The organism is Paenibacillus sp. FW126-R14 (assembly GCF_058789495.1).
This window is the reverse complement of record NZ_JBYTBS010000022.1, coordinates 54872-79849: the sequence shown is the minus strand read 5'-3', so window position 1 is coordinate 79849 and position 24978 is coordinate 54872. Positions and strand designations below refer to the sequence as shown.

The 24978-nt window shown below is 47.1% G+C and carries 25 protein-coding genes and 1 riboswitch; of the genes, 18 read left to right on the top strand and 7 right to left on the bottom strand.

Annotated elements, in window-relative coordinates; genetic code table 11:
* Positions 1-10 precede the first annotated feature (10 nt).
* From AC3WRW_RS15935 to AC3WRW_RS15905, 7 genes are all read left to right on the top strand, one after another.
* A complete protein-coding gene (locus tag AC3WRW_RS15935; protein ID WP_492547284.1) occupies positions 11-223 on the top strand; it encodes a hypothetical protein in 213 nt (70 codons plus the stop codon).
* A gap of 345 nt (positions 224-568) precedes the next feature.
* The gene (locus AC3WRW_RS15930) at positions 569-2092 is read left to right on the top strand and encodes an MDR family MFS transporter (RefSeq protein WP_492547283.1); all 1524 of its coding nucleotides are present in this window, start codon (positions 569-571) and stop codon (positions 2090-2092) included.
* A gap of 161 nt (positions 2093-2253) precedes the next feature.
* On the top strand, positions 2254-3216 hold the full coding sequence (locus tag AC3WRW_RS15925) for a Gfo/Idh/MocA family protein (protein ID WP_492547282.1): 963 nt from the start codon (positions 2254-2256) through the stop codon (positions 3214-3216).
* 154 nt (positions 3217-3370) lie between these two features.
* The gene (locus AC3WRW_RS15920) at positions 3371-4540 is read left to right on the top strand and encodes a hypothetical protein (RefSeq protein WP_492547281.1); all 1170 of its coding nucleotides are present in this window, start codon (positions 3371-3373) and stop codon (positions 4538-4540) included.
* A gap of 69 nt (positions 4541-4609) precedes the next feature.
* Complete coding sequence (locus AC3WRW_RS15915) at positions 4610-5941, top strand: MFS transporter (protein WP_492547280.1); 1332 nt, start codon at positions 4610-4612, stop codon at positions 5939-5941.
* Positions 5942-5985: 44 nt separating this feature from the next.
* Positions 5986-6065, top strand: a riboswitch (ZMP/ZTP riboswitch).
* A 46-nt stretch (positions 6066-6111) separates the two neighbouring features.
* Positions 6112-6945: a bifunctional 5,10-methylenetetrahydrofolate dehydrogenase/5,10-methenyltetrahydrofolate cyclohydrolase gene (locus AC3WRW_RS15910; RefSeq protein WP_492547279.1), complete on the top strand. Its 834-nt coding sequence runs from the start codon at positions 6112-6114 to the stop codon at positions 6943-6945.
* A 154-nt stretch (positions 6946-7099) separates the two neighbouring features.
* Positions 7100-8035 (top strand): NAD(P)/FAD-dependent oxidoreductase, encoded by a 936-nt coding sequence (locus AC3WRW_RS15905; protein ID WP_492547278.1) that lies wholly within the window; start codon positions 7100-7102, stop codon positions 8033-8035.
* 7 nt (positions 8036-8042) lie between these two features.
* Here the strand turns inward: AC3WRW_RS15905 and AC3WRW_RS15900 are convergent, their stop codons facing one another.
* Positions 8043-8462, bottom strand: coding sequence for a MarR family winged helix-turn-helix transcriptional regulator (locus AC3WRW_RS15900; RefSeq protein ID WP_492547277.1), 420 nt, complete (start codon positions 8460-8462; stop codon positions 8043-8045).
* A gap of 137 nt (positions 8463-8599) precedes the next feature.
* Here AC3WRW_RS15900 and AC3WRW_RS15895 point away from each other — a divergent pair, with 137 nt between their 5' ends.
* A complete protein-coding gene (locus AC3WRW_RS15895) occupies positions 8600-9055 on the top strand; it encodes a CBS domain-containing protein (protein WP_492547276.1) in 456 nt (151 codons plus the stop codon).
* Positions 9056-9120: 65 nt separating this feature from the next.
* Here the strand turns inward: AC3WRW_RS15895 and AC3WRW_RS15890 are convergent, their stop codons facing one another.
* Entirely contained in the window at positions 9121-10302 is a 1182-nt protein-coding gene (locus AC3WRW_RS15890; protein WP_492547275.1) for an NAD(P)/FAD-dependent oxidoreductase, read from the bottom strand.
* 21 nt (positions 10303-10323) lie between these two features.
* On the bottom strand, positions 10324-10755 hold the full coding sequence (locus tag AC3WRW_RS15885; protein ID WP_492547274.1) for a helical membrane plugin domain-containing protein: 432 nt from the start codon (positions 10753-10755) through the stop codon (positions 10324-10326).
* Between the two features lie 330 nt (positions 10756-11085).
* Here AC3WRW_RS15885 and AC3WRW_RS15880 point away from each other — a divergent pair, with 330 nt between their 5' ends.
* On the top strand, positions 11086-13125 hold the full coding sequence (locus AC3WRW_RS15880) for a Na+/H+ antiporter (RefSeq protein WP_492547305.1): 2040 nt from the start codon (positions 11086-11088) through the stop codon (positions 13123-13125).
* Between the two features lie 123 nt (positions 13126-13248).
* The gene (locus tag AC3WRW_RS15875) at positions 13249-13968 is read left to right on the top strand and encodes a YebC/PmpR family DNA-binding transcriptional regulator (RefSeq protein WP_492547273.1); all 720 of its coding nucleotides are present in this window, start codon (positions 13249-13251) and stop codon (positions 13966-13968) included.
* 188 nt (positions 13969-14156) lie between these two features.
* Here AC3WRW_RS15875 and AC3WRW_RS15870 read toward each other — a convergent pair whose 3' ends face one another.
* The 3 genes from AC3WRW_RS15870 to AC3WRW_RS15860 all read right to left on the bottom strand — a co-directional run bounded on the left by AC3WRW_RS15870 (position 14157) and on the right by AC3WRW_RS15860 (position 15662).
* Positions 14157-14312, bottom strand: coding sequence for a hypothetical protein (locus AC3WRW_RS15870; RefSeq protein ID WP_492547272.1), 156 nt, complete (start codon positions 14310-14312; stop codon positions 14157-14159).
* A 68-nt stretch (positions 14313-14380) separates the two neighbouring features.
* Positions 14381-14662: a hypothetical protein gene (locus tag AC3WRW_RS15865; protein ID WP_492547271.1), complete on the bottom strand. Its 282-nt coding sequence runs from the start codon at positions 14660-14662 to the stop codon at positions 14381-14383.
* 136 nt (positions 14663-14798) lie between these two features.
* On the bottom strand, positions 14799-15662 hold the full coding sequence (locus AC3WRW_RS15860) for an AraC family transcriptional regulator (RefSeq protein WP_492547270.1): 864 nt from the start codon (positions 15660-15662) through the stop codon (positions 14799-14801).
* 137 nt (positions 15663-15799) lie between these two features.
* On the opposite strand from AC3WRW_RS15860, the gene AC3WRW_RS15855 reads away from it, so the two are divergent.
* The gene (locus AC3WRW_RS15855) at positions 15800-16978 is read left to right on the top strand and encodes an MFS transporter (protein ID WP_492547269.1); all 1179 of its coding nucleotides are present in this window, start codon (positions 15800-15802) and stop codon (positions 16976-16978) included.
* 101 nt (positions 16979-17079) lie between these two features.
* On the opposite strand, the gene AC3WRW_RS15850 is transcribed toward AC3WRW_RS15855, so the two are convergent.
* Complete coding sequence (locus tag AC3WRW_RS15850) at positions 17080-17826, bottom strand: YqjF family protein (protein WP_492547268.1); 747 nt, start codon at positions 17824-17826, stop codon at positions 17080-17082.
* 161 nt (positions 17827-17987) lie between these two features.
* Between AC3WRW_RS15850 and AC3WRW_RS15845 the strand changes: the two genes are divergently transcribed.
* The 7 genes from AC3WRW_RS15845 to AC3WRW_RS15815 all read left to right on the top strand — a co-directional run bounded on the left by AC3WRW_RS15845 (position 17988) and on the right by AC3WRW_RS15815 (position 24963).
* On the top strand, positions 17988-18191 hold the full coding sequence (locus AC3WRW_RS15845; protein WP_171685199.1) for a YwbE family protein: 204 nt from the start codon (positions 17988-17990) through the stop codon (positions 18189-18191).
* Positions 18192-18213: 22 nt separating this feature from the next.
* Positions 18214-18468, top strand: coding sequence for a YolD-like family protein (locus AC3WRW_RS15840; protein WP_492547267.1), 255 nt, complete (start codon positions 18214-18216; stop codon positions 18466-18468).
* 130 nt (positions 18469-18598) lie between these two features.
* Entirely contained in the window at positions 18599-19519 is a 921-nt protein-coding gene (locus AC3WRW_RS15835; protein WP_492547266.1) for a tyrosine-type recombinase/integrase, read from the top strand.
* A gap of 88 nt (positions 19520-19607) precedes the next feature.
* Positions 19608-20531: a S66 peptidase family protein gene (locus tag AC3WRW_RS15830; RefSeq protein ID WP_492547265.1), complete on the top strand. Its 924-nt coding sequence runs from the start codon at positions 19608-19610 to the stop codon at positions 20529-20531.
* Positions 20532-20882: 351 nt separating this feature from the next.
* On the top strand, positions 20883-22271 hold the full coding sequence (locus AC3WRW_RS15825; protein ID WP_492547264.1) for an aspartate aminotransferase family protein: 1389 nt from the start codon (positions 20883-20885) through the stop codon (positions 22269-22271).
* A 3-nt stretch (positions 22272-22274) separates the two neighbouring features.
* Positions 22275-23543 (top strand): M20 family metallo-hydrolase, encoded by a 1269-nt coding sequence (locus AC3WRW_RS15820; RefSeq protein WP_492547263.1) that lies wholly within the window; start codon positions 22275-22277, stop codon positions 23541-23543.
* Positions 23544-23598: 55 nt separating this feature from the next.
* Positions 23599-24963 (top strand): NAD(P)-dependent oxidoreductase, encoded by a 1365-nt coding sequence (locus tag AC3WRW_RS15815; protein ID WP_492547262.1) that lies wholly within the window; start codon positions 23599-23601, stop codon positions 24961-24963.
* The last annotated feature ends 15 nt before the right edge of the window (positions 24964-24978 follow it).

The following is a 24978-nucleotide window of genomic DNA, read 5'->3' as shown; positions in this document are numbered from 1 at the left end:
GGAGGTTTGCATGATGTCTGAACGCCCTAAAGGCCTTAAAAACGTAGTAGCAAACAAAACGAGCGTCTTTAATAACGTTGGACAATCAGCCACAAACTATGTGCAAAATGCTATAGAAAATGTGTTTGATTCCACGCAAGACGCAACCCAAAACCTAGTGAATAACGTAATGAAGCGGCGAAATAACGATAACGAAAACAAGACAGATAATAAACAGGAATGAGCTTATTCATTATAGATAGAAATACATAATAAAAAGGCGGTGCCGCGTAGTTTTGTAACGACCCGGCATATCGCCGTTTTTTGTTTATTTTAACGAAATCATGGTTATTTTGCAAAAGGACATAGAAGAGCATTCGCATTTAATACGCCTAGAGAACGATGCGAAACTTGCTATGGATTAGGTATGCTATCTGTAGATGTAAATTTGCTGCCCGATCTAGATGTGAAGTGTCGCGAGTGTAAGGGGAGGAGGTTTACGACAGAGGTCGTGCAGTTCAGAATGAGGGCTTCTCCATCGGATCTGATTTGAGGCAGTAGTAGAAGAAACTTGGAGGGAACAAGAAACGTGGTAAAGGGAAATAACATAGGTATTATCGTTGCAGGTTTATTACTATCCATCTTAATGGCGTCAATGGACAACACGATCGTCGCAACAGCGATCGGTACGATCGTCGGGGATCTTGGCGGTTTTGACAAGTTGATGTGGGTGACATCGGCTTATTTGGTAGCAGAGATGGCTGGAATGCCGATTTTCGGTAAATTATCGGATATGTATGGGCGTAAACGTTTTTTCATCTTTGGTATTCTTGTTTTCATGGGAGGCTCCGCCTTATGCGGTACCGCAGACTCAATCGTGCAGCTTAGCATTTACCGTGCCATACAAGGGATTGGCGGCGGCGCACTGATGCCAATTGCCTTCACAATTATGTTTGATGTCGTTCCGGCGGATAAGCGCGGGAAAATGGGCGGTTTGTTCGGTGCTGTATTTGGCCTATCGAGTATTTTCGGTCCACTGCTTGGCGCTTATATTACGGATTACATTCATTGGTCTTGGATTTTCTACATCAATTTACCGCTGGGACTGATTGCATTCGTGATGATTGCTTTCTTTTACAAAGAGTCTGTTCAACACTCCAAACAAAAGATTGACTACTTTGGCGCCATTACACTGGTAGCTTCCATCGTCTGCCTCATGTTCGCACTTGAGCTTGGCGGCAAGCAATATGCTTGGAATTCGAGTACAATCATTGGTTTATTCGCAGCTTTTGCAATTCTTATTATCGGTTTTGTATTTATCGAACGTCGTGCCCAAGAACCAATCATCACCTTCGGCATGTTCAAGAATCGTCTTTATGCAACAAGCAACGTTATGGGGATGTTTGCCGGAGCAGCGTTTATTACGGCCTCCATCTATATTCCGATTTTCATCCAAGGCGTTCTTGGCGGTTCCGCTACAAACTCGGGGCTTGTACTGCTTCCCATGATGCTCGGATCCGTCGTAACTGCCGCGGGCGGAGGGTCCATGCTGGCTAAATTTAGATACAGATCCATCATGATTCCGACATTAGCGCTACTAGTTGTCGGTATTGCTCTGCTCACGACGTTAACGACCGGTTCTTCCCGTTTCATCGTCACGGTCTACATGATTCTAGTCGGTCTTGGAATCGGCGCATCGTTCTCAGTCTTAAGCAATGCTGCGATTCATAGCTTTACTGTAAGGCAGCGCGGTTCTGCCAGCTCGACGCTGAATTTCATGCGTTCATTGGGCATGGCGCTAGGGATTACGGTATTCGGTATTATTCAAAGTCACGCGTTTACGAATAAACTGGCTTCCGTGTTCGGCAGCGGCGGCGGAATGCCGCAAGGTTTCGATCTAAGCGATCCCCGTAAAATTTTGACGCCGGAGACGCGGGGGCAGATCCCACCTCAGGTGCTTGATAAAATTACAGAGGCGCTTTCCTCGTCCATCGCTCATACATTTGCATGGGCAATTATCCCGTCCGTCATTGCGCTGCTAGCTGCATTTGCCATGAGTAAAGATAAATTCGACCCGGCTTCTGAACTGGAAGAGTATTCGGCGTCACATTAAAGAGTGTTCATCAATCCGCCTAAATGGCGGATTTTTTTTGCGAACTCGGAAAAATTCGTTTGGCTCGATAATTATTCAAATCTTTTTGAAGACAGGGCATTCTGGATCAGAATTAGTAATACCTTGTACTATACGGTTATTAAATAGGAGGCTGCAGTCTAATGGGCAAAATTCGTATTGGAATGATTGGAACAGGCGGAATATCGCAAGTACACGGTCGTCAATTGCTGGAGGTAGAGGAAGCGGAGATCGTTGCACTCTCCGATACGAGTGCAGAAAACCGGGAGAACTTCGCAGCCAAGTTCGAGCTTGATGATGTGCGGCATTATACGGACTATCGGGAGATGCTGGATCAGACCGAATTGGACGCTGTCGTTATTTGCTCTCCACACACGCTGCACTTCGAGCAGGCGACCGATGCGCTGCATAAAGGGCTGCACGTGCTAATTGAGAAGCCGATGACTTGTTCCTCGGAGGAAGCGGAACTTTTGATTGCGACTGCTGAGCAGGCAGGAAAGGTGATGCAGGTCTCGTATCAGCGTCATTTCCAGCCGGAGTTCCTGTACATTCGCGACGCGATTGCAAGCGGCGAGATTGGGAAATTGACGTCGATAACGGCATCACTGTATCAAGATTGGAAACAACTCACGACAGGATTGTGGAGACATATTCCAGAGCTGTCAGGCGGCGGTATGCTGATGGATTCCGGCAGTCACATCATTGACGTGATGCTGTGGACGACGGGGCTAACGCCTTCGGAGGTGAAGCCAAGCTTGCATCTGCAAGGAGCGCCGGTGGAAATCGATTCCTTCACTTCAATCCGGTTTGAGGAAGGCGCTGTAGGCGGATTGAACATTATCGGATTTGCGCCACGTTGGCATGAGACCTATGTATTTTGCGGCGAAGACGGCGGTATTTTTTATGACAACGGTAAAATTACCATTCAACGCTTCGGTCAAAAGCCCGTCGTACCTGAGCTGCCCAAACCGCAAACGAATCAAGATAAAAGCTTTATCGATGCCATTCTTGGACGTCACGAGGTGGTGGTGCCGGGTACTTTTGCCTTGAAGGTCGTCAAGTTTACCGAGATGATTTATCAAGCGGCTGGTTATAAACCGTTTTAATCCGCAGTAAAGCCAATTCGGAGCAGCCACTTGCTGCTTTCCGGATCTGGCTTTTTTCCATTCTCCAGCCCATTACGGCTGTTTATATATCCACAAAGTGGAAGATGTGATACGATATTTTCATAAGTAGAAAGTCGGATGTGGGGGAAACCAATTGTATACACGTTCTAGCAATCACGCTTTTAAACAACCTTCCCTAGATGGCGCGAAGAGAAGTGCGAATGTGCAGACCCAAGCAGGGCAAAGTCCGTACAACTCGGTCATCCAAATGCAGCGTACGATCGGAAATAAGGCTGTGCAGCAGCTATTTGTCGGGTCGCAGGTGATTCAGGCTATGCCTTGGCCCAGCAGAAAGCCTCAGCAATCTAAGTTAATGGAAGCAATCGCGGAAAATTGGAGTGATCTGGATACTTCCGATGTCAAAAGTTTTTATGCCTGGTGTACGACAACTGAACAGTTTGAGAACATTCCGAAGGAATTAAGCCATTCAGAATGGAAAACGCTTAGTGAGACTTGCACGGGAGCCCAATTTGACAAGCATGGTTTTAACAGCGATCAAAGCACGGGGAATATTCGGGGTATTTTCAAATTCGTTACAGCGAAAAAAGTTGCACCTTACAAAAATTACGATGAAGGAACTTATGATTCATCCAATGAGGAGCTGGCTGCGGATATCTCTAAGGTGCAAACCGAAGGTGTGTTCGATTTGAATCGCATTATTGCCGTGAACAAATCGCTAGCAGCAGATCTGATCCAAGCGGACAAGAATAGACACGCGGCCATTTGGGAAAAAGAAAATAACCCTGACCTCGAACAAGAGAAGAAAACACTGCTTAATCAAAAGCTTAGAGCAGCGAAGGAAAGCATTCAGAACATTCTTGCCCTCTTAACCGGCGAGCATATGATCAAAATTAACGAAGAGAAAGAAGCTGCGAAAAAGAAAGCTAAAATCGACGGTGCCATCACAGCCGCGGAAGAGTCCTATGCCATTACTGGCAGCAGTGCATTAACCCAGGCCATTTGGAACAGTACGAAAGCTAATGCCGGATCAACCGGTTATTTGGAGATCAGCGGCTCTTATTCGGCTCAGGAGTTGCAAACCGCCCATGATGAATGGCGGGACTTTGGTAGCGATTATGCCGATTCGGACGGGAAGGTCGATTATCTGGAGAATATACATAGTCCTGGCAACGGTACGGCGCAAGATAAATTGGGTCATAGCAATTATGAGAGCCGCTCGTGCCGATATCAGGTCGATTTTATCTCGACATGGGGTGGAAATCGAACCGTTATGCATGTAGGCTTACAAGGTACGGAAAAGTAATAAAGCGTTACATTTTTTGAAATGCTGTATACGAGAACTACATGTAGGATTCAGACAGGACGTGAAGCAATGAACGACAAAGTTGTGCTGCCGGTCTGGACGATCGGCTTATTTATCGTTGTCATGAATACAACGATGTTTAATGTCTCCATCCCAAGCATTATCCAAGATCTCCAGATTTCCGCAGATCTCGGCTCTTGGGTGATTTCAAGCTATTCCATCGGTTATGCGTTATCCACTGTGATATACAGCCGGCTCACCGATACGGTGCCTATACGACGATTATTGACAGTAGGGCTGCTTGTGCTAGGCTTGTCGTCTGTCCTTGGCATTTTTGCACGCGATTTCCATGTCCTTCTGATGGCGCGTATACTCCAATCTGCGGGTGCTGGCGTAATGGCAGGGTTAGGATTGGTGCTAGCCAGCCGCTATGTTCCGCTAGAAAGGCGCGGCTCCGCGATCGCCATGATATCGGCAGGGAGCGCGATGGCTTTCGGATTAGGTCCGATTGTTGGCGGGCTAATTTCAGAATATTGGGGCTGGAATGGGCTATTCGCCATAACGGTGCTTGTCCTCGTGATCCTTCCGATTCTGCTTCGATTGCTTCCCAAAGAACCTGGATTGCCTTTCCAGTTAGATATTCTCGGGGCGCTGCTAACGGTAGTCAATGCGGCCACCTTGCTGTTAGCCGTGACGCAAATGTCGCTAATTTGGCTTGCGGTCAGCTGCCTTTCATTTTTGGCGCATTTTTGGCATATGAGACGGGGAAAACAATCGTTTATCAACCCTGTTTTGCTAAAAAGAAACGATTTTCGGCTGCTCGTTGTGATTGGGTTTTGCATTTTGGTTTTGAACTTGGGCAACTTGTTCCTGATGCCGCTGGCTCTGGCCAACTTGTACCACTACTCGGCTATGAAGATCGGCTTAACGATCGCACCGGGGGCGGTGCTGTCCGCTTTCTTGACGCGCTATGTAGGGCGATGGATTGATCTGTACGGCAACTTGCGCTTTCTGCTCATTGGCCATACGGTATTGTCCATTGTCATGCTAGGTTTCTGTACAGTGCTTGGTTTTTCGCCAATGGTGATTCTCCTTGGATATATTTGTTTTTCACCTGCATTTTCTGCAACGATATCGTCTTTGAATAATGAGACGTCGCGTATTTTGCCTAAAGAGCTCATTGGTTCAGGAATGGGACTTATGCAGCTCATTCAGTTTTGCGGTGGATCGATCTCAGTAGCGGTGTGTGGCATTTTGCTTGAAGTACAGAAGAGATCGAGTCTTCTTCAAGCCTACCGGCACGTATACAGTTTACTGCTGATAATCGGATTGGTTTCTGCGGGGATGCTGTTCTGGTATAAGTTTTCTGTTTCGGAGAAAACAGCGGTCTTGGAAAAGTAAGGCTTGCCTGTTTTGTAATTTTGAGAATATAATTAATGAAAATGACTTGTATGTGCGACTGGCGTAAACGTGGAGTACCACGAGGGAGCACATATGTATAGAGCCGTACGCCTGGGCAGAGGTAGGGATGATTATCCCTGCCTCTTTATGTTTAAAGGGGGCTGATCTATATGACAGAGAAGTTAATTCTAGACGGTAATCGAGTCGCGGAGAAGATGAAAGAGGATCTTGCGGAGCGAATAAGAGCTCTATCCGAACGAGGGATTGTTCCCTGCCTAGCTACAGTTTTGGTTGGAAATAATCCTTCCTCAGCCACTTATGTCAGGATGAAAGGCAATGCATGCCGAAAGCTAGGTATGCGCTCCATCCGTGTAGATTTACCTGAGAATACGACTACGAGTGAATTAATCGAAGAAATCAACAAGCTTAACGCGGATCCGAATGTACACGGCATTCTGCTCCAACATCCAGTCCCCCCGCATATTGACGAGCGGGCAGCATTTGATACCATTCGAATCGAGAAAGACGTAGATGGTGTTACCACGCTGGGTTATGCGCAAAATGCATTCGGCATAGCTCGATTTCCATCCTGCACACCCGCGGCAATTATGGCAATCTTGGCGTTTTACGACCTCGAAGTTGCAGGTAAACATGCCGTCGTGATTGGACGGAGTCCCATTCTCGGCAAGCCAGTGTCAGCCATGCTGCTGAACAGTAACGCGACGGTTACAACATGTCATTCTAGAACGGCTAATCTAGAAGAGATTGTACGTTTAGGTGATATAGTGGTTGCAGCTGTGGGGAAACCAAATTTCGTCAAAGGCAGTTGGATCAAGCAGGGTGCTATTGTGTTGGACGCTGGGTACAATGCAGGGAATGTGGGAGACGTAGATTACCAAAGCTGCTTGCTGAGTGCTAGTGCAATCACACCTGTACCAGCGGGAGTTGGACCTGTAACCATTGCAACATTGCTTAAACATACAGTGGATGCTTCTGATAGATAGTTTAAATTCAGTTATGAGAGGCTGTCTCATAAGGAGATTCAGTTGCTTTAGGAGACGGCCACTCTAGGTCGATGTTATCTTGATCTTTAAACCTTCAAGTGTTATTATAGACATTAAGGGTCTTTAATAGTTTTTATACAGGAGGGTGATGAAAATGGCATTATCTTTTGACGCAGCCATTATTGGCGGAGGGCCAGCAGGATTGAATGCGGCGCTTGTGTTAGGCAGGGCGAGAAAACGTGTAGTCGTGATCGACGAAGGACGTCCGCGCAATCGGGTTACTCGTGAGACTCACGGGTTTCTGACGCGCGACGGCATTCCTCCGGGGGAGTTTCGGCGAATTGCGAAGGAACAGATTCAAGCTTATCCGTCCGTTCATTTTGTAGAGGAGACAGCTCATTCGATTTCGGGCGAGGAAGGTAATTTTCAGATTACGACAGGACAAGGCTCATCTTTCAGGGCCAAAAAGCTGCTTTTTGCTGTAGGGATGAAGGATGTACCGTTGGAAATCAACGGCTTGCAAGAGGTATATGGCAAAAGTGCTTTTGTTTGCCCCTATTGCGACGGTTGGGAATTGAGAGACCAACAGCTTGTTCTTATTGGGAAAGGGGCTAGAGCGCTACACTCGGCCAAAATGCTGGCAGGCTGGACAAGTCACTACGTTATCTGCACGAACGGACCAGATGAATTGACGGAAGAAGAACGCGAAGAGTTGAAGCTTCACAATGTACCCGTATTTGATGCTCCTATTGAGCAAATCCATTCAAAGGATGGTATGGTGCAGCATATCCATCTGAAGGATGGCACCCAATTAAACTGTACGGGCATTTTCTTTGCCCCAAATCTGGTTCCCGGATCGGATTTGCCGAGGGAATTAGGCTGCCAAGTGACAGAAACAGGCATGATTGTCGTAGATGCGTTTGGTAAAACAAATGTACCTGGCATTTATAGTGCGGGAGATGCGGCAACACAAATGTATCAGGCGATTGCCGCTGCATCTATGGGGGCTCTGGCCGGTGTAGGCATCAATAATGAACTGCTTGCCGAAGCTTGGAACAGTCCTTCTAATCTCACAGGTGAAACTGAGTAATCGATCTTTAAAAAGTCCGATTAAATTTGCTAAGGAGCTCTCCAAATTTTTGTTGGTCATCCAAAGACCATTCCTGGAGCAGCTCCATAACAAGTTCGAATCGGACTTGCTTGTTAGAAGCGAGTTCCTTGGCGCCGAATTCGGTAATTTGCAAAGAGTAAGCGCGTCCATCTTGAGGATCCGGAATCCGATAGACGTAACCTTTCTGCTCTAATGCGGCGGTTTGACGGCTGATCGTCGACATATCCAGTTGAAACTCTTCAGCCAAAGCTTTCACACCAGCAGATCCATGAGAGGAGATTTGATGGAGCAGAAGATAAGCGGAACGATCCAGATTACCGATTTTTTTATTCGTTGTGGCAGCCAAGAATCGACGCATAAGTATGGTTAGTTCGAGTTCAATCGTTTCGGCAGGATGAATTGTCATAAGTTACCTCATCTTAGTTCTTAGTCTTTATGGATGGGGAATTGAACTTCACGGTGTATAGTTGTATAATACAAATATATAGTTGCATTATACATCTAGTTAAATCCAAAGGCAATTCATATTGGAGGGGAACGGTCATGAAAGCCAAAGAAATCATGGTCCGCCAAGTTTACAAAGTGAAGGAAGATGACCCTGTCCGCAGTGTGATTGAGAAATTTATTAAGTACCGAATCAGCGGGCTTCCCGTCGTTAACGATCGGAATGAGGTAACCGCTTACATTAGCGATGGAGATATTATGCGCTATATCGGCAAGCATGATGACCATGTCTTCGGTTCTTATATTTACACGGCTGTGATCAAAGGAGACAGCGAAGAATTCCACGAAAGAGTTCAAAATCTGCTCCCGATGAATGTCATGAAAATCGCCCAAAAGAAAGTGATTGCTGTCGACGCCGAAGAGGATATCGAGCAAATTGCTGCCATATTGGGTAAAAAACGAATAAAAAAACTGCCTGTCCTGCACCGCGGCGTATTAGCGGGCATTATCAGCAGGGGGGACGTTATTCGCCATTCTTTCCAGTCTTTTTTATAATAGGAAACGAAATAAAAGGATGCCGAATAGCCGGAAGAGGCTAAGGGACATCCTTTTTTTAATGCTTAGTAAGCAAGAGCGAACAAACCGTGAATATGGGACAAGTAGCGAACATTGCTCGCTTCTTTCATCAGGGAAGCAGGCAAGCCTTTCAACTGCGTGCTGTTTCCGCCAATTGTGCCGATTCCGTCTTTACGGCCTAAGCTTCCAAGCGTTCCGGAGAATACAGGGGTGAATTTGTCCATAGCGCCACCCTTGATGAGAACGGAGAGATTGTAACCAACCGTTTCACCCATCTGCCAAGCAAGTTGAGCAGTAGGAGGGTACGGTCTTTCACTGCCTTCAGGGAACACTACCGCGCAGTCGCCTGCCAGGAAGACATCCGCGTGGGAAGTGGATTGAAGCGTCGATGTGACAGTAGCACGGCCGCGGTCTTCTGCGATTCCACAGCTGCCGACAACCGGGTTGCCTTTCACGCCGCCAGTCCAAATGATCGTATTCGACTCGATGGTTTGTCCGCTTTTCAGGGAAACCGTGTTTTTAGTCGCTTCCGTAATTGCTACGCCAGTTAGGAACGTAACGCCGCGTTTTTCAAGGCTGGTTACCGCGCGCTCGATCAGCACTTTAGGGAATACAGGAAGAATGGCTGGGCCAGCTTCCACGCAATAGATGGAGATATCGCTGAAATCGATGCCTTTGCTGCGGCAAACTTCCGGCAGTTTATCCGCGAACTCGCCAACAAGCTCAACGCCAGTCAGACCGCCACCGCCAACGACGATGGTTGCATCAGCTTTGTTGCCGGAAGCTTTATAAGCATCCAGACGAGCTTCAACATGCTCACGAATACGGTTAGCATCCGCAGCGGATTTAAGCACCATGCTGTTCTCTTCCAGCCCTGGAATGCCGAAGTAGTTCGTTTCGCTACCTAGAGCAACGACAAGTGCATCGTAAGTATGTACAGCGCCGCTGCTTGTAACGACTTGCTTATCATTTGGTTTAATTTCTTTAATCGTATCTACAACGATATTGACATGTTTGTCGCCAAGCAGTTTTTGCAGTGGAAGCGCAACAGCTTGCTCTTTAATCGTGCCGCCGGCAAGACGGTGCAGTTCCGTAATAATTTGATGTGTTGGAAAGCGGTTGATGATTGTTATGTTTGCTTCTGAAGCCGTCAAATGTTTACGAGCTGTCAGTGCGGTCAAAAGGCCGCCGTAACCGCCGCCAAGAATAAGTATTTGTTTAGCCATCGTTATCATCCCTAGTCCGTATTAATTTTTACGTTCAGATAGTACGTTCAAGAATGCTTGTGCAAAACGAAGAGTTTTCTGCACTTCAGGATCTTTCAGCATTTTTAGTATACCGAAGAGACCGATTGTTGATCCTGCTTCAGCCTGGGAGCGCTCACCGGCTTCAATAGCCGCGGACGCAATGTCTTTCGCTTTCTCTTGCACAGGCTTAACAAATTCGCCAATACCTTGGGCAAAATCGTTAATCAATACTTTGTCCGTTGCTACGCTTTGTGCAAAATCATACGCTTTGGTTAGCACAGTAACCATTTCCGCCAATTTAGGCAGGTTGTCGACCAGTACAGTCAGAGATTGTTGCACCTCAGGCTTCAGCAATTGGTCAAGTACGTCTAACGATTTTGGTTCCGCAGCGGCCGTAGCAGCTACTTCTTGAAGAGCAGATGTTTGTGACATGTGAAAATCCTCCTTTGCGTTGAAAAAAAATCGGGTACTGTCACAATGTGTACGGGTGAAACAGATGTTTCCCAAATGGTTGTAACATTTTTCACAAATGAAAATGCCAATCAACATCGACACAATTGGATTTAAACCGTATTTAGATATTTTACACCGTTTGCCAGCAAAATTATATTTGAAAATATTTCAAATTCGTGAACATTCGTAAAATTGGGGAAAATACTTCTGTCGGGAAGGAGGGTTTCCGGGAAGGATTCTTTAGAAAAATATTGAAATACTAAAAGCAATTTGTCGCAATTTATCGTAATGGGGAAGGAGCGTTACCGTTTGAACGTTTTTATTATCATTCTCATGCTGCTGGTTCTGATTGGCGTGTCCAATGTCGTGAACCGCTATGTTCCGTTCATACCCGTACCACTAATCCAGATTGCTTTAGGAGCAATTCTGGTGATCGTACCGTTAGGTGTTCACCTGCACCTGGAACCGGAATTGTTCTTCATTCTGTTCATTGCCCCGCTGTTGTATAACGATGGCAAGCATACGCCGCGTGACGAGCTATGGAGACTGCGTGCTCCGATTCTGCTGTTAGCTGTCGGTCTTGTTTTCATCACCGTATGCGTCGTGGGGTATGTGACCCACTGGCTGATTCCTTCCATCCCGCTAGCAGCAGCTTTCGGGTTGGCGGCCATCCTGTCTCCGACGGATGCCGTAGCGGTAAGCGCCTTAGCCGGGCGCATTCATTTGCCTAAAAGCTTGAAGCGTCTGCTCGAAGGGGAAGCTTTAATGAACGACGCATCAGGTCTTGTCGCGTTCAAGTTCGCCATTGCCGCGGCAGTCACGGGTGTTTTTTCGTTGCCGAAAGCAAGTCTCAGCTTTCTTGTCATTTCCATTGGCGGGTTGCTGGTCGGAGCCATCGTAGCTTTTCTCATTATCGTCATTCGCCATCTGCTGCGCCGGGCAGGTCTTGAGGATGAGACGATGCATATGCTTTTGCAAATCTTGACGCCGTTTCTGCTCTTTCTGATTGCGGAGGAGCTTGGGCTATCGGGTATTTTGGCCGCTGTTGCGGGAGGTCTGGTGCATGCCATTGAGAACGAGCGCATTGCGTTTACGATGCCGAATCTGCGGAACGTCTCCAACGCAACATGGTCCGTCATTTTGTTTGTGTTAAATGGATTGGTTTTTGTCCTACTTGGTCTGCAAATCCCAGGTGTGTCTCGAACGATCCTCAGTGATCCGAATTTCGATAATTTCAAAGTCATCGGATACGCGATACTCATCTATGCTCTGCTCTTGATACTGCGTTTTGGGTGGACGTTCATTTTCACCAGAGGAGGGCGCTTGTTCGGGAATCAGAATCAGGCGGTGCCAAGCATGCGCATTCTGATGCTTACGACCATATCCGGCGTTCGTGGAGCAGTTACGCTGGCGGGTGCGTTCTCCATTCCGCTCTTTTTGCAAACTGGCGATCCCTTTCCGCAAAGAGATCTTATTATTTTTCTTGCAGCATCCGTGATTCTGTTATCGCTGCTTACCGCGAGCATCGTCCTTCCGCTCCTTGCTAAGAAGAAAAATACAGCAGGGGATGCCGAGAGAGAGCGTTTGGAGCGCGAGTGGCAGATTGAGGTTCTGGCTTCCGCCGTACGGGCGCTCCAGAAAACGAGCACGGAAAAGAATGAGTTGGCCGTGAACACCGTGATTGGCGATTATAAAATCATGATGCAGCAGCTCGGTCAAAAGGACGGCAGAGTGAAACGTCTCCCGCGTTTTCAGCAGGAAGAAGCCGGGATGCGTCTGATCGCGCTGAAAATAGAGCGCCAGTATGTGAACGATCGTTTGGAGAGCGGACAAGTGAGCCGCGAGCAAGCGAATTACTATTTAAAAATGTTGGAACAACTCGAGCTTATTCTCGCTAATAAATTGGATCTGGGCAAAGTTATTTTTAAAAATATGTGGCGGCGATTTAAAACGGTTATGACGTCCTACTCGCAACCTCGTGTGGCAGCCAGCTTTGTCGAACCTGATATGGTCGAGATCCGTTCGCTCAAAATGCAATGCAGCCAAGCTGTTGTCGAGGAGTTCTCCAAACGCTGCGCGCTTCAGAGCGACGAAGCAGCCGAAGGCGTGCTCGATTATTATCAGCAAACGCTTGACAGGCTGCGCAGATTTACTTTCGGTTCGCGGCGTAAGGACGCCTCGTTCAATGATTGCCTCCGCGAGGTGCACTGGATCGCTATTCAGGCAGAGCGCGATGCCGTGCAGGCGTTTTTCGAGCGTGGAGACATTACGCGTGAGATGGCTTCCCTGCTCAGACGGGTCATTCGCAACAGGGAGGCTTCGCTTTACGAGCTTGAGGAAATTGGATGACATTGAACGCTTAGAAAGAGTTTGAGCGATTAGGGTATCGAATTTCGCGATTTTATTTTTACATTTGGAATAAAAATAGGTTATTATGTGTAATGAGATAAAAAAAAGAAAGTGGGAACAAACGTGGGCCGTAAGTGGAATAACATTAAAGAGAAGAAAGCCTCTAAAGACGCAAATACAAGTAGAATTTATGCCAAATTCGGACTTGAAATTTATGTAGCCGCTCGGAAGGGCGAACCGGATCCCGAAGCTAACCGTGCGTTAAAAGTTGTTCTCGAACGCGCCAAAACTTATAATGTGCCGAAAGCAATTATCGATCGCGCAATCGATAAAGCCAAAGGCAGCTCCGATGAAATTTATGAGGAGCTTCGTTACGAAGGCTTCGGACCTAACGGTTCGATGGTCATTGTGGATGCTCTGACGAATAACGTGAACCGTACCGCACCTGCCGTTCGTTCAGCGTTCACCAAAAGTGGCGGCAATATGGGCGTAAGCGGCTCTGTTGCTTACATGTTCGACCCCACTGCGGTTATTGGGATTGAAGAGAAGAGCATGGATGAAGTTATGGAGCTTCTATTGGAAGCGGATGTTGATATTCGTGACATCGTCCAAGAGGACGAGATGGTCATGGTGTATGCTGATCCCGAGCAGTTCCATGCGGTGCAGGAAGCTTTCAAAAATGCCGGAATTACGGAGTTTTCCATTGCAGAATTAACGATGCTGGCTCAAAATAACGTTACGCTGTCAGAAGACGCACAAAAGCAATTTGATAAATTGATCGATGCGTTGGAAGATTTGGAAGATGTGCAGCAGGTCTATCATAACGTGGAACTTGAGGACTAAGATTACGTAAAGTTTGTAATGTGTATGGTAAATACATATTAAGGTTTAAGGGGGAAGCCGCGCTTCCTCCTTATTTTTGTATTCGGGAGTGAGCTTCCATCTCCAGAAAGTCTGTGACGATAGCCCCTGTGAGGGCGCTATTTTGCTATAAACAGCTCAATGGCCGTGGGGAAGGGAACTGGGGTCCGCTATTCCTTACGCGCGGATTGATTTTTGGATACTTGAGGTAAAATAAGACCCTGTAGGCTCCATTGTGTCTGGAAATGTGTCACTTTTGCTGAAATAGTGGCCTGTAGTTCCCAAACAAATGTATTTTCCTCGCGAAAATATAAAAAAGCCGCCATGAGATCACGGCAGCTTCTGGCTCTCTTGATGAGAGCCATATATGAGCATTATTGAATGCGGTTACAAATCATTTCTTAAAGCTCTCCAAATATTTGAGTACGACTCCGAGTGCGCCAAGATAATAACCAACCAACATTAAGAAACCGGTAGGGTCAAGGCCCATCATGTTGGAAAGCAGAAACAATGGGAACACATAATACAGCATGTCTTTCAAATAAGGGAGAAACAAAGAACTGGAGAACGAACCTGCTTTAAGGGATTTGTACAAATTGAATAAGAAACTTAAGCCCATAAAGCCAAGAACAGCAAACATTGCGTAGAGCATCCATCCTGTAAGAGCTAGTGTCATTTGGATTCACCTCCCCATTGGGAAGATTTACTACTGCTTTATCATATGTAGCTCAGTGACAAGTCGTACTAGGATGAATCACTCATTTTGAAAAAAATTTTAAAAACATTACATAACTAATATTATGTAAACAAATTTAAAGCTGCATCGTATTCCGGTAAATAAGAGGAGATACTCCGACGTATTTTTTGAATAACCGGGAAAAGTAGAACACGTCTTTGAACCCCAAAGAATCCGCAATTTCCTTCACGGTATCGTCGGTATTGAGCAGAATGTTTTTCGCTTCAGCTATTTTCAAACGGTTCATATACGCGTTAAGCGGGTAGCCGGTATATTCGCTAACGACTCTGCGGAGCGTAGAGATGGAGATGTGATGCCGTTTAGCGATACTTTTCGCATCGAAAGTCCGGAAGAGGGAGTCCCCAAGATCGTCCATGATGTCGATGACTTGCTGGGTTTTCGTCGTCTCGGCCGTCGCCTGATCTTTCAGGATAAACTCAAAGAGCAAAGTTTCCATCAGCAGCGCTGCGCGATCGGCATTATCTGGCAAACCGCTCTCCATCAGCATGAAGATGCGCTCGATCCGGTTGTGCTGGGTGGCGTCCTCATGCCCGACCTGCTTCGCTACATCGACATTCGTCAACCAACTGCCAAGCCATTCCTCGATTCGAGTGCCTTCGAATGTGAAATAATATTCATCCCAAAAGCCGCCTTGATCAGGACCATAATTATAAACGACGCCGGGCCGCAAAAAGAGCAAACTGCCGCTTCCTACACGTTGGACGGGACCGTCGTTTGCTTGATAAGAGCCTTTGCCGCCGGACAGGTAAATAAAAGCCCATTTTGAGAAGGTCGACTGATGTCGAAAGGATATACGTCCAGGGAGATGCCCAACATTTAATATAATCAAAGACTGCAGTTTCAGCTTGCTGGAATCGATGGCCAGTGTAATGATCCGAAGCGGATAAGGACTGATCATATAGTCCATGAATTTTGGCATATCGTACATTCCCTCCGTAATAACTCCATGTTATCGTTGATTTAGCTCGAAAAAAGGGTTTCAACTCATTTTATTGTATCTGATTACTTTATCCATGGAAACCGAGCTGACGAATAATTTTGAAGGTAGAGACTACAATGACAAAATCGCTGAAACGATTATTAATGATGAACGTGAGTTCGAGCGTCATTTTCAATTACATGGGTATTTTTATTAATCTTTTCATATGGGAAAAAAATCGGCAAATCTTCGATGTCGCTTGGTTTAATTTGATTTTGTTTGGAGCGTGGGGACTTGCTTTTATGTATGGCGCCAAACTGCTGGCTCAATTCAATATTAGTTCGGTGATGAGGGCTTCAGCGATTTGTGCCGGAATTACCTTTGTTTTGCTGTCTTATGTACATGTTGAACCCAAATTGTTTTATTTATCCCTGATTGCGCTGCCGGTAGGAATTACGAACGGACTTTATGCAGCTGCGCAAAATATCGGAATCTCTCTTTTTGGTAAGGGAGAGGAGTTTACAGCTTTTTTTTCAGCCACGAATGTATTCGGTCAATTGATTGCGTTCCTCAATCCACTGCTATTTGCGATATTGATTCAATGGATCGGGTTTTCCGGGTCCTTCTTTGTGATGTTTCTTTTTATCGCGATAATGATTGTGATGTCGTTCTATGTGCCTCGAATTTCTTTAAAAGATGCGGGAGAAGCGGTATTTAGCCACTTTTCCATCCGCCGGGTTTTCAATACGACAGGTTTGAAATGGATGATCCCATCGCTCATCGCAGGCGGGTTCTTTATTCAATTCCAGGGCATATTCTCCCTTATTTTCACGTTTTCTGTAACCAGCGACAAGCTGATGATTGCTCTTCTTCAGATCATGTATACAGCATTCACCGTAGTTTGCGTGTTTGTCTACCAACGATTCAGCCGCACACGCCGGATTAGCGATTCTTGGTGGTTAACGTTCGGAATGCTGGCGGCCGCGGCAGGCTTTTTGCTTGCGCTTTTTCCGAAGCCTCCGATTTTGATACTCTCTAATATATTAACGACAATCGGGCTGTTTTTCTTTTTCACGATCTGGAGCTCGCGGCAATTCGTTGCGACCAATCATCTTGCACCTATACACCAGGCGCGGGTCATGGTATGGCGGGAACTTATGCTGATTTGTTCTCGCATTGTGATGTTGGCGCTTATTCTAGGGATAACTGATTTCAAAGGCTTTGTGTTTAAAGCCGTCATGATTTTCAGTTTCTCAAGTGCTCTGCTGATCCCTTATTTTTCGAATAAAAGCGGTGAGGTTGATGTTAGCGAGTAGGCGTAAAATAAAGGGTTTTTGCGGTATTAAAAGCGAATTCCGCATGAATTAATATCATTAATCATTAATGTCATTAAATAAAATTAACCGCATATTTTGGCTTATTTCGAGCCATTGAAAGAATCGTTGAGCTTCTCAAGAGCCCAAATCTTTACCTTTAATTGTTTGGCAAAATGTAAAACGGGAGGCTGTTCTGGAAGGATGATCCCAAAAGAAAGAGGCAGCGTATTGATGGTGATATTAGCCTCAGCAGACTGCAACGGCCATGGATCATGAGCGATTTCTCCCCGATAAACGTTTCCGCGGCGATCCTGGCAATAAAGGCAGTAACGCTCTGTCAGCCAGTATTCTAAAGTTCCTGGCATTGCTAGCCGGTTGGGGGAGATGGGGCGGTATTCAGCTAAAAATTCACCCGCTCGAGCGCGTGGATCTTGACGAACACTATGATAGCGGATAGTGTTTTTTGTTAGTTCTTTAACTTCTATTTTGGTATAAAAATACGGAAGATGAAAGAAAGAGCGTGCTGCTTCCACGGCGAATTTGTTGTGAGCGTCCAGGCTGAAAAAATAGACGCCTGGTTTACCATCAATCGTTACGTAAGTACGTACATTGATTTCAGGAAAAGATGAGAAGTAGGGCAGCGGAGGAATGCCTCTTAACGTAACGCCTGACATATGAAAAGGAACTACGCCTATCCAAGCAGTCTCTTCAAACGTATCGATCGGAATATGATCAGGAATATGTTCTCTTATCATGTTGACGGGGATAGGCCAGTGAGCGAATAGCAGATCGTTCCAAACTTGATGCATGATCCAAGGTTTTGCAGGCAGCGGCCACGAACGACTCATAATCGAAACTCCTTTTTACTGTAGTATTAATATCAATAATCGTATGAGTTAGCCAGCATGTTGTAAAGTGGCCAGCCATTGTTTCTACAGATGTGGGGATTGCGAAGAAATTATGGTATAATGAAGCACAATCTGGAAAGAAAGCAGGCGACATACACAGCATGAATGGACAAAATCGCAAAGATGTCTTGCCGGGTATAGAAGTCAATATCGTGTTGAAGCAGGACCAGCGGAGCGGTAAACTAACTCGGGGGATTGTGAAGGACTTGTTAACGAATTCGCCGACACATCCTCATGGCATAAAAGTAAGATTGACTGATGGACAAGTGGGAAGGGTCAAAGAAATTTTATCGCCGGTTAGGTGATTAGCGTACAGGGGGAGCGAGAATGGCAAAAGCAAAAGTAGCAAAAAGACCAACGCGGGATGAATTTGTTTTGGAAGAAATCGGCAATCAATTGTCGGAAGCAAAGATGGAGAATTCGGAGATTCTCCTTACGGTTTGGGGACGTGAAGAGCAAGTGCGCGGGCTCATTACAACGATGGATTCACGAACAGGCCGTGTACATATAGAGACAAGCAGCGGGGAAGTAGATAAAGTACCTTTTATGGATATTATGAAAGTCGAATACCCAAGGGATTAGAAGGCTGGCGGCCAGGCACCCATTCCAAACACACGGAAAAGGTGCCAAAGCGCCGTTTTTTTCGGTCAAAAAAATTGCACTAAATCTATATTTAACGCAACTTAGATTGTAACGAACGGAGTGAGCTCGCATGGGACAAGAGTTTGAGTATATGGACGACTATTTGGAGATGTTTGATACCTGGATGAAGGATCAGGGTTTCACCAAACGAACGCAACAAGCGTACTTGGGAGATGTTCGTTTATTTCTTTCTACGATAGAAAAATCTTTAACTGCGATAGAGACGATCGATATTATGCGTTTTTTAACGAAGATGCGGCAGGGTGGGGCAGGCGATGCTGCACGTAATCGATACTTGTCATCGATCCGGACTTTTTTCTCATCGCTGATCGACCTTCAGTTGACGAACCACAATCCGACCCTCAACATTAAGAAGTCAAAGGTAGAGAAGAATCAAATTCCAACCTTTCTTAGCGAGCAGCTGTTGTCAGTTTTTCTGCAGTCTATTGAGGGGAAGTATCAGATTCGAAATGTGGCCATGTTTCTGCTGATGAGCTATGCGGGGCTGCGGGTGAGCGAACTGCATCGACTGAATACATCCGACTTCAACCAAACGACCCAATCGCTTCTTGTTTATGGAAAAGGGCGGAAATGGCGCCTGATCCCTCTCCCTGATGAATTGGTCAAAGTGCTGAATAAAGCACTGGCGGAGCGTTTGGATTCCAGAAGTGCAGGAGAGCAGCCTTTTTTCGTCTCGCAATTTGGCCGCCGGATCAGCGTTCGCATGATTCAAACGATTGCGGAGAAGCATTTCGAAGAATTGAAGAAGCATTATTCAGAGCTGCAAGGAAAGTCGATTTCCAGCCATAAGCTGCGTCATACATTTGCCACGATGCAGGTTCTCGCGGGGACGGACATCCGAACTTTGCAGGAATTGCTTGGGCATGCCAGCATCCAAACAACACAAATTTACACCCATGTTGCAGATAAGCAGAAGCAAGAGGCGATGAATCGGGTCACAGCATTTATTCCGGCAGGAATGGGCATTTAACCGGAGTCATATTTTGCCCGGGCAGCGCATATAAGGCATCAGAGAGTATTATCCTTTGCTCTACAAGGAATTGGCAGGAGGCATCCTAATGGCAATTCAGCCCCCAATCTTGCGCAGCGGAGACACCATTGGAATCGTTACGTTAGGAAGTCCGCTTGACGCAAGCATCATAGACGCAAGAATTCGTACGCTTGAAAATATGGGTTTTAAAGTTATAGTGGGGAAATATGCCTATTTTTACGGTGGAATTGTTGCCGCATCCGCTCAGCAGCGCGCTGAAGATTTTATGACGATGATCAATAATCCGAACGTGAGAATGATACTTCCGACAAGAGGAGGTACTGGAGTAAAGGATATTTTACCCTATTTGGATTATCGAAGAATTAATTCCAATTCCAAAATCGTATCCGGCTACAGCGATATTACCATCTTATTAAATATACTGTATCAATTTGCAAATTTAATTACGTTCCAAAGCCTGCTTTTAATTGATTTTAATGCGAGTACGCCGACATACAACTTTAATCAATTTTTCGCGGCTACGTCAACTCCTGCGAGTACGAGAACGATTCAAAACCCGTCCGGGATGCCGCTGAAAAGTCTGGTTCCAGGCCATGTGCGGGGGCCGATTGTAGGCGGAAACCTTACCTCATTCGTCGGCACGCTTGGAACGCCCTATGAAATCAATACCTCTGGAAAAATTATCCTCATCGAAGATACGCATGAACCAACGAATATGATTTATCGGTATTTAACACAATTGATAATGGCCGGGAAATTTCATGATTGCCTGGGCATCCTTATAGGCCAATGCACAAATTGCACAACTTCTTATAGAACGTCATTTGATGAACTGATCAACGAATTACTGTCCCCCTTGGGTAAACCTCTTATGACAAACTTAAGTACAGCTCACGGTTACTACAAAGCGGCAATACCGATTGGCGCGGTTGCTGATCTTAATACGTACAATAGCACGCTTACTGTAGTTGAACCTACTGTTAGAGTATAATTCCAGAACGCGGGGAACAAAATAGAAATTAGTTTACATAATATTAGTTATGTAATTAATATGAACACCCTTGACTCGAAGATGAGCCAGGGGTATTTGATTTGGAAGTGAGACTATACACTCTGTAAAGTGAAGCAGGAGATTTCGAAACACTTTGTATAATGAAAAAAAAGTTAAGAGTTATATACTATTACATATATAGTTATTTAAAATAACGCCAACGTGTTTCATCTGATTAAATGAAAAAAGATCCTTAAACCCTTAGTAGCAAGGGATGTCTCCATCTATTTTCACATACAAATAAAACAGGAGATATTAGTGTGAGAGTGTCGCCAGGTGAGGAGGCTGTTTATGCAGAATGATCAAATGAGTGGCGAAACGAGTGATCTGCCGTCCTGGGATGAACTGCTCGAGAAAGATCGCAAATATGTCTGGCACCACATGTCCCCACATAACGAGAATCCGCTGATTGTTGCTTCCGGTGAAGGGAGCTGGGTGACGGATGTGGCGGGCAACCGCTACTTGGATGGCATGTCCGGGCTATGGTGCGTGAATGTGGGGCATGGGAGGAAAGAGATTGCAGAAGCGGCCGCAGAACAGATGACGAAGCTCGCTTACACGACCATGGTAAATTCCCACATCCCGGCCATCGAGTTGGCGGCGAAAATTAATGAATGGCTGGATGGCGACTATCGGATTTTTTTCTCCAATTCGGGGTCCGATGCCAATGAAGTGGCGTTCAAAGTTGCCAGGCAATACCACCATCAGAACGGGAAACCGGCGAAGCACAAATTCATTTCCAGGCATCGTGCTTATCACGGGAATTCGATGGGAGCTTTAGGAGCGACGGGGCAGGCGCAGCGCAAGCTGAAATATGAGCCTCTTGGCGTTGGGTTCGCACATGTCCCCCCGCCATATTGCTATCGCTGTCCATTCGGTCAAACGCAGGGGAATTGCAGCTTGCAATGCGCCAAAGCGTTCGAGGATACGATCGTTTGGGAAGGCGCGGATTCCGTCGCCGGCGTCATTCTGGAACCTGTTATTACGGGAGGCGGTATGATTGTTCCGCCGGACGAGTATTTGCAGACGGTTCGGCGCATATGTGATAAGTATGACGTTTTGCTGATTGTGGACGAAGTGATCTGCGGGTTCGGACGCTCCGGCGAGAAGTTCGGCCACCTCAATTATGGCGTAAGGCCGGACATCGTCACGATGGCCAAAGGCATGACGAGCGCCTATTCGCCGCTATCGGCAACGGCGGTTTCAGCGGAACTATATGAATTGTTCAGAAACAACCAGGAACCGACAAGTCATTTACGGCATATTAACACGTTTGGAGGCAACCCGGTTTCCTGTGTTGTGGCATTGAAAAATATTGAGATTCTGGAACGTGAACATCTGGTGGCACGCTCCGCTGCGATCGGTAAAGCTTTTAAAGACGGCTTGAAGCCATTGCTGGCGCATCCCCATGTGGGTGAGATCCGGATTTTCGGTTCGGCGATGGGCATTGAGCTTGTTGAAGATGTGGAAACCAAGCAGCCGGCTTCACCGGAGCGCGTAATGAAAATTATAGCAGCGTGTAAACAAAAGGGTTTGCTGGTCGGAAAAAATGGAGACACCGTACCTGGCTACGCCAACATCCTTTCGCTAAGTCCCCCGTTCTCCTCAACAGATGAAGATATAACGTTTATTGTAGACACATTGCTTGCTGTTTTCGATGTCAATGAGGAGAAAGGATGAAGGATGTTGTCTACAGCCCCTCGGATTCAAATCAACGCTGAACGCTTGCATCAACATATTCAGGAGCTTGCGCAAATTGGAAAAATCGGAGAAACAGGCGTTTGCCGGCTGGCGCTGTCCAAGGAAGACCGTGAAGGCGTGGAGCTTGTCAAAGGCTGGATGGAAGAAGCGGGCATGGAAGCTCACATCGATCCGTTTGCCAATCTCATCGGGAAGCTGAAAGGCAGGAATTCAGACGCGCCAGTGCTCATGCTAGGCTCTCATATTGATTCGCAGCCCTATGGCGGGCGGTTCGATGGCGCAATTGGCGTACTCGGCGCGATCGAGGTGGTTCACAGTCTGGTGGAGTCAGGCAGAACGCCGGAGTGCGATATCGAAGTTGTGGCATTCTGCGATGAGGAAGGCTGCCGCTTCAATAAGGGCTTGTTCGGCGTCCGCGGAATGACAGGCACGCTGGAAGCAAATGAGCTCGACCGCACGGATAAAAGCGGCATTACCCGCCGTGAAGCATTGCAGCAATTCGGCTGCAACCCTGCTGATTTCGAGGGCTATGCGTTTCAACCGGGCCGCATCGGCACTTTCCTGGAGCTGCACATCGAGCAAGGGCCGATTCTCGAATCGCTGGATGCTCCGATCGGCATCGTTACAGGCATCTCCGGTCCGCTATGGCTCACGGTTGAAATGACCGGTTTTGCCGGTCATGCCGGCTCAGTGCCGATGTCGATGCGCCACGATGCGCTTCTCGGCAGCGCCAAAGTCATCGTCGCGCTGAACGAGCTTGTGCAGCGGATTCCAGGGGCTCCGACGGTAGGTACGGTAGGCTCTCTTACTGTTTTTCCCGATTCGCGCAACATCATCCCGGAGAAAGTGTCCTTCACGGTTGATCTTCGCGATATTGATTTATCGCGCCGAAACGCTCTTGAGGCCGAACTCTTAAGTGTCATCGAGAATGTTTCAAGGGAGCATGGTCTTCGGTATACAATTCGCGAGGATACGAACAGCGAGCCCCGCTATTGTGCAGGCTGGATCATGCAAAGCTTGCGTGAGGAAGCGGAGACAATGGGATTCTCCCCGCCGGAGCTCATGAGCGGTCCTTTTCATGATTCGCTTGCGATGTCCTACGTATGCGATTACGGGATGATCTTCGTGCGATGTCTGGAGGGGATCAGCCACAATCCGAAGGAATATGCGAGTCCGGAAGATATTACACTGGGAACGGAGCTTTTGTACCGGACAGCGTGCCGCATCGCCATGGAGAAAACAGAATCGTAGACCTGATTGAAGCTACAATCCAATAATGAGCTTATCGCGCGCGGAGGTGCAGCCAATGGGGAAATCATTTATTTCGCTAAATGATTTGAAACGCAATTTCGCTGAAGTCAAGGCGGGGATGAAGCCGAAAGAGGCGATCGAAGAATCAAATCGATGCTTGTATTGTTATGATGCTCCTTGCATACGCGCCTGTCCGACAGGAATTGACATTCCTTCTTTCATTAAAAAGATTGGCAACGGCAACCTCAAAGGTTCTGCGCGCACCATCATGGAGGCAAATCCAGTTGGGGCCACCTGCTCGAGAGTATGCCCGACAGAGGAGCTCTGCGAAGGGGCTTGTGTGCTTAATCATTCGTCCAAGCCTATCCTGATCGGGCAGTTGCAGCGCTACGCAACCGACTGGGCGATGAAGAATGAGCAGTTGTTGTTCAAAGCGGGGGCGGAGAATGGGAAATGTGCCGCAGTCATCGGCAGTGGGCCTGCCGGCCTTTCGGCAGCCCGCGAGCTTGCCCGCTTCGGATTCAAGGTGACGGTGTTCGAGGCGAAGGCGCAAGCAGGAGGCTTGGATACGTATGGTATCGTTTCTTTCCGCTTGCCGCAGGAAATTTCACTTTGGGAAGTGGATCAAATACGCCAGCTCGGCGTCGATTTCCGGATGAGCATGCGAGTCGGGGTGGATATTACGGCGGAAGAGCTGCTGCAAGACTATGACGCTGTCGTGCTTGCCGTTGGCATGTCGAAAGTGCCGATGCTCGGTATCGAAGGCGAAGCCTTAGCCGGTGTCTATGATGCGATTGACTTCGTTGAAGCTACGAAAACCGGTACGGATCTGAATGCCGACTTGATCGGAAAACGCGTAGCGGTCATCGGAGCCGGGAATACCGCCATAGATGCTGCTACATGCTCGGTGAGGCTCGGGGCTGAACAAGTGCAAATCGTGTATCGGCGAACACAAGAAGAAATGACGGCCTATGATTTTGAATTTGATTTCGCCAAGGGAGACGGCGTCGAATTCAAATGGCTAACCGCTCCGAAACGGATCATTGGGGATGAGAACGGCCGCGTCGCGGCTATGGAATGCCTGCGGATGGAGCTGATCGATGCCGAGGGGGGGCGCAGACGGCCTGTTCCCATTGCAGGGTCTGAATTTCTCCTTCCCGTTCATGCTGTGATCAAAGCGATCGGGCAAACACGGCATGAATCCCTTGTCGATCAATTCAAGCTCGCACATATCCGGGGGACAGTGTCGGTAAATCCGCAAACGGGTCAAACCTCGAATCCGAAAGTCTATGCGGCAGGAGATGTCATTTTCGGAGAAGGTCAGGGCGAGGCTATGGTTGTTTCGGCGGCTCAACAGGGCAAACAAGCCGCTTACGCGATCTACCGGCACTTGATTAACGCACAGAACGAGTCTGCTTAATAGCTGCTTTATGAT

Excerpts from the sequence above, each read along its gene's own strand:
- AC3WRW_RS15935 (WP_492547284.1), top strand. The coding sequence starts at position 11 with ATGATGTCTGAACGCCCTAAAGGCCTTAAAAACGTAGTAGCAAACAAA.
- AC3WRW_RS15925 (WP_492547282.1), top strand. The coding sequence starts at position 2,254 with ATGGGCAAAATTCGTATTGGAATGATTGGAACAGGCGGAATATCGCAA.
- AC3WRW_RS15915 (WP_492547280.1), top strand. The coding sequence starts at position 4,610 with ATGAACGACAAAGTTGTGCTGCCGGTCTGGACGATCGGCTTATTTATC.
- AC3WRW_RS15910 (WP_492547279.1), top strand. The coding sequence starts at position 6,112 with ATGACAGAGAAGTTAATTCTAGACGGTAATCGAGTCGCGGAGAAGATG.
- AC3WRW_RS15905 (WP_492547278.1), top strand. The coding sequence starts at position 7,100 with ATGGCATTATCTTTTGACGCAGCCATTATTGGCGGAGGGCCAGCAGGA.
- AC3WRW_RS15900 (WP_492547277.1), bottom strand. The coding sequence starts at position 8,462 with ATGACAATTCATCCTGCCGAAACGATTGAACTCGAACTAACCATACTT.
- AC3WRW_RS15895 (WP_492547276.1), top strand. The coding sequence starts at position 8,600 with ATGAAAGCCAAAGAAATCATGGTCCGCCAAGTTTACAAAGTGAAGGAA.
- AC3WRW_RS15890 (WP_492547275.1), bottom strand. The coding sequence starts at position 10,302 with ATGGCTAAACAAATACTTATTCTTGGCGGCGGTTACGGCGGCCTTTTG.
- AC3WRW_RS15885 (WP_492547274.1), bottom strand. The coding sequence starts at position 10,755 with ATGTCACAAACATCTGCTCTTCAAGAAGTAGCTGCTACGGCCGCTGCG.
- AC3WRW_RS15870 (WP_492547272.1), bottom strand. The coding sequence starts at position 14,312 with ATGGCGGCTTTTTTATATTTTCGCGAGGAAAATACATTTGTTTGGGAA.
- AC3WRW_RS15865 (WP_492547271.1), bottom strand. The coding sequence starts at position 14,662 with ATGACACTAGCTCTTACAGGATGGATGCTCTACGCAATGTTTGCTGTT.
- AC3WRW_RS15860 (WP_492547270.1), bottom strand. The coding sequence starts at position 15,662 with ATGCCAAAATTCATGGACTATATGATCAGTCCTTATCCGCTTCGGATC.
- AC3WRW_RS15855 (WP_492547269.1), top strand. The coding sequence starts at position 15,800 with ATGACAAAATCGCTGAAACGATTATTAATGATGAACGTGAGTTCGAGC.
- AC3WRW_RS15850 (WP_492547268.1), bottom strand. The coding sequence starts at position 17,826 with ATGAGTCGTTCGTGGCCGCTGCCTGCAAAACCTTGGATCATGCATCAA.
- AC3WRW_RS15845 (WP_171685199.1), top strand. The coding sequence starts at position 17,988 with ATGAATGGACAAAATCGCAAAGATGTCTTGCCGGGTATAGAAGTCAAT.
- AC3WRW_RS15840 (WP_492547267.1), top strand. The coding sequence starts at position 18,214 with ATGGCAAAAGCAAAAGTAGCAAAAAGACCAACGCGGGATGAATTTGTT.
- AC3WRW_RS15835 (WP_492547266.1), top strand. The coding sequence starts at position 18,599 with ATGGGACAAGAGTTTGAGTATATGGACGACTATTTGGAGATGTTTGAT.
- AC3WRW_RS15830 (WP_492547265.1), top strand. The coding sequence starts at position 19,608 with ATGGCAATTCAGCCCCCAATCTTGCGCAGCGGAGACACCATTGGAATC.
- AC3WRW_RS15825 (WP_492547264.1), top strand. The coding sequence starts at position 20,883 with ATGCAGAATGATCAAATGAGTGGCGAAACGAGTGATCTGCCGTCCTGG.
- AC3WRW_RS15820 (WP_492547263.1), top strand. The coding sequence starts at position 22,275 with ATGTTGTCTACAGCCCCTCGGATTCAAATCAACGCTGAACGCTTGCAT.
- AC3WRW_RS15815 (WP_492547262.1), top strand. The coding sequence starts at position 23,599 with ATGGGGAAATCATTTATTTCGCTAAATGATTTGAAACGCAATTTCGCT.